Here is a 3,319-nt window from a genome sequence, read left to right on the forward strand (position 1 = left end):
AGGTTTTTTTCCATAATTGTAATATTCCGCCCAGAATGTCACACTTGTCAATACCCTCTGACCTGAATCCTTACGATATAGTCGCGGATTTAAGTTATTTCTGACATCTTGCACCGTTATCAAGAACAGGCAAGATGCCTGTTCCACAAAGACTAAACTTTCTTGTGGAACAGGCATCTTGCCTGTTCATAAAGCCGGATTGATAAGGGTGCAATGTGTCAGTTATTTTTGACTGGGTTTATGGATACCTGTTTCATTTTTTATAGTAGCTTATTCGGCTAGCCACGGTATTGCTGAAGTATATTTTATCGCATTTGTTAATTTTCTGGAAATGCTGAGAAGTTATATTCATCCTTTAGCTAGATGACGGTAGTTAAGTGCGGATTGCACGATCGGTTTACCAATTGCAAATTACCAATTACCAAATCGTATATGCCGCAATACTTCGGAAAACTTCAAAAAACCGAACAGCCTTGGTCAACAATCGGTTCGGTAGAATCCATAAATAAAACCGATTCCCTACGGGATAACTGCGCTTCACGCACCTTTCACTTTAATTGCGGCGAAACTTCCCTAAACCTCAGTATCCTCGCGCCGAATTTAATCAGAGTGCGAATGTCCCCGACAGGTGAATTCAAAAGCCGATCGCACTCAATAACAGTCCCTGACGAAGAGTGGGAAATCACACCATTTGAAGTGCGAGAAACAGACGAAAAAATAGAAATTGAAACATCACAAATATTAATTTCCGTAAAGCGATCGCCCGCTGCAATCGAATGCTTTGACAAATCGGGAAAACCCTTTGCTAGCGACTGCGATCGCAATATGGGATGGCGCGCAGGTGCAACCGCAGGCTGGAAGCGCATCGAAGCAGACGAGCACTTCTACGGTTTCGGCGAACGCACCGGCTTTCTCGACAAACTCTCCGAAGTCAAGACAAACTGGACAACCGACTCCCTCGACTACAATTCCCTCACCGATGAAATGTACCAGGCGATCGCATTTTACATCGCCCTGAATCCCGATCGCGCTTACGGCATTTTCTTTAACACTACATTTTGGAGTCAATTCGATATCGGCGCCGAAAAACCGGGTGTTTTGCGGATGGAAACCAGAGGCCCGGAACTCGACTACTACATCATTTACGGCCCGGAACCCGCCCAAATTATCGCCACCTACACGCAGTTAACCGGCCGGATGCCACTCGCGCCAAAATGGGCGCTGGGATACCACCAATGCCGCTGGAGCTACGAATCAGAGGACATTGTGCGGGAGTTGGCCAAGGAATTTCGCGATCGAGCGATTCCCTGCGATGTCATCCACCTCGACATCGACTATATGCGCGGCTACCGCGTTTTTACCTGGAGCCCGAAGCGTTTCCCCGATCCCGCGAAACTGATCGCAGACTTGAAAGCAGCGGGTTTTAAGGTTGTGACGATTGTCGATCCCGGTGTCAAGTACGAACCGGAAGCAGATTATGAAATATTCGATGAGGGTGTGGAGAATGACTATTTCGTCCGCACCGCAGAGGGAAAGCTATTCCACGGTTACGTTTGGCCGGATAAAGCGGTGTTTCCAGACTTCATGCGGCCGGAGGTGCGCCAGTGGTGGGGCGAATTGCACAAAACCCTGACAGATGTTGGGATTGCGGGGATTTGGAACGACATGAACGAACCTGCGATCGCAGAACGGCCTTTTGGTGACGGCGGCGAACACATCAGCTTTCCCCTGGATGCACCGCAAGGCCCGGAATCCGATCGCGCTACCCACGCCCAAACGCACAATTTGTATGGGTTGATGATGGCGAAAGCTTGTGCTGAGGGGTTGCAAAAAGTGCGCTCGGGCGATCGATCTTTTGTGCTGACGCGATCGGGTTTTGCGGGCATTCAGCGTTACTCGTCGGTGTGGATGGGCGACAATCAATCGCAGTGGGAACACTTAGAAATGTCGCTACCAATGCTTTGCAATATGGGGCTTTCCGGCGTGGCGTTTGTCGGTTGCGACATCGGCGGCTTTGCGGGGAATGCAACGGCTGAACTGTTCGCGCGCTGGATGCAGGTGGGGATGCTGTATCCCTTGATGCGCGGTCATTCGGCGATGAGTACGGCGCAGCACGAACCCTGGGTTTTTGGCGATCGCACTGAGAAGATTTGCCGCGAATACATCAATTTGCGCTATCAGTTGTTGCCTTACATTTACACGTTGTTTTGGGAAGCTGCGACGACGGGAACGCCGATTTTGCGACCGCTACTATATCAATTTCCGCGCGATCGGGCAACTTATCACCTTTACGATCAAGTATTGCTCGGCCCGTCGCTGATGGCTGCACCTGTTTACCGCCCGGGAGTTGAGCATCGCGCCGTGTATTTGCCCGAGGGTACTTGGTACGATTGGTGGACGGGTGAATGCTATCAGGGCCCGATGCACATTTTGGCTGATGCACCTTTGGAGAGAATGCCGCTTTACGTGCGGGGTGGGGGCATAATTGCGATCGCACCTGTGAGGCAATTTGTCAGCGAAGAACCGCTTGAGTCATTAAAAATGCGAATTTGGCCCGGAAGCGGTGAATGGACGCTTTATGAGGACGATGGACACAGTTTTGAGCATGAAAAAGGTGTCTGGGCAACGACTAATTACAATGTGTATTTGGAAGGGGAAAAAATCATCGTTGAAATTGCCGCGCGCGAGGGTCAATTTTCGATTTCTGAACGCGAAGTTATTGTGGAAGTTGTTGGCGTTGGCGAACAGCGATTTACAGATGATGGTGCGGCGCGGCGTTTGACATTTGGATAGTTTGATATTTCTGAGATGTTGCGCCCTTTTTAATAAGGTTTTTCTGGGCGGGCTCTCCTGCCCACCCACAAGAAATTCATTCTTTGTGGAACAGGCCGGACAGCAATACTTCGACAAGCTCAGTAACCTTATCTTTTCGGTTTGTCAAATGGCTGAACGAAAATTGGGACGTATTCTCGGCTTACAAAGCTAGTTTGGGCTTTATTTGGGCTTGAAATTTGTTTAAGTCCCGCTAACACGAGAGCAGAATTATTAGGAAATAGGATTTCGGTAACCTTTGGTTGGGCGGAGCTTTTCTCTTCTCTGCCAAAAGTTTATGAAGTGGTGAGCGCATTTTTATCACCATACTGCTCATCCGTAGGTGTTAAAAGGTGGGGCGCGAGTTCGGCAAATCTATCTGGATATTGAAATAGGATTCTGTAAAAAGTTCGAGTTGCTTTGCTTCTGCTTCGTAAGGATTCAGGTCAGAGGGTATTGACAAGTGTGACATTCTGGGCGGAATATTACAATTATGGAAAAAAACCTG

1 protein-coding gene is annotated in these 3,319 nt (G+C 48.8%); it reads left to right on the plus strand.

From position 1 onward, the window contains the following. The first annotated feature begins 432 nt into the window (after positions 1 to 432). Positions 433 to 2,793: a glycoside hydrolase family 31 protein gene (locus QUA34_RS29860; RefSeq protein WP_333391107.1), complete on the plus strand. Its 2,361-nt coding sequence runs from the start codon at positions 433 to 435 to the stop codon at positions 2,791 to 2,793. Positions 2,794 to 3,319 lie beyond the last annotated feature (526 nt).

This window comes from Microcoleus sp. POL10_C6, assembly GCF_036701585.1.
Classification (GTDB): Bacteria; Cyanobacteriota; Cyanobacteriia; order Cyanobacteriales; family Microcoleaceae; genus Microcoleus.

Bases quoted from the DNA above. Each gene is read 5' to 3' on its own strand.
- QUA34_RS29860 (WP_333391107.1), top strand. From the start codon at position 433: ATGCCGCAATACTTCGGAAAACTTCAAAAAACCGAACAGCCTTGGTCA.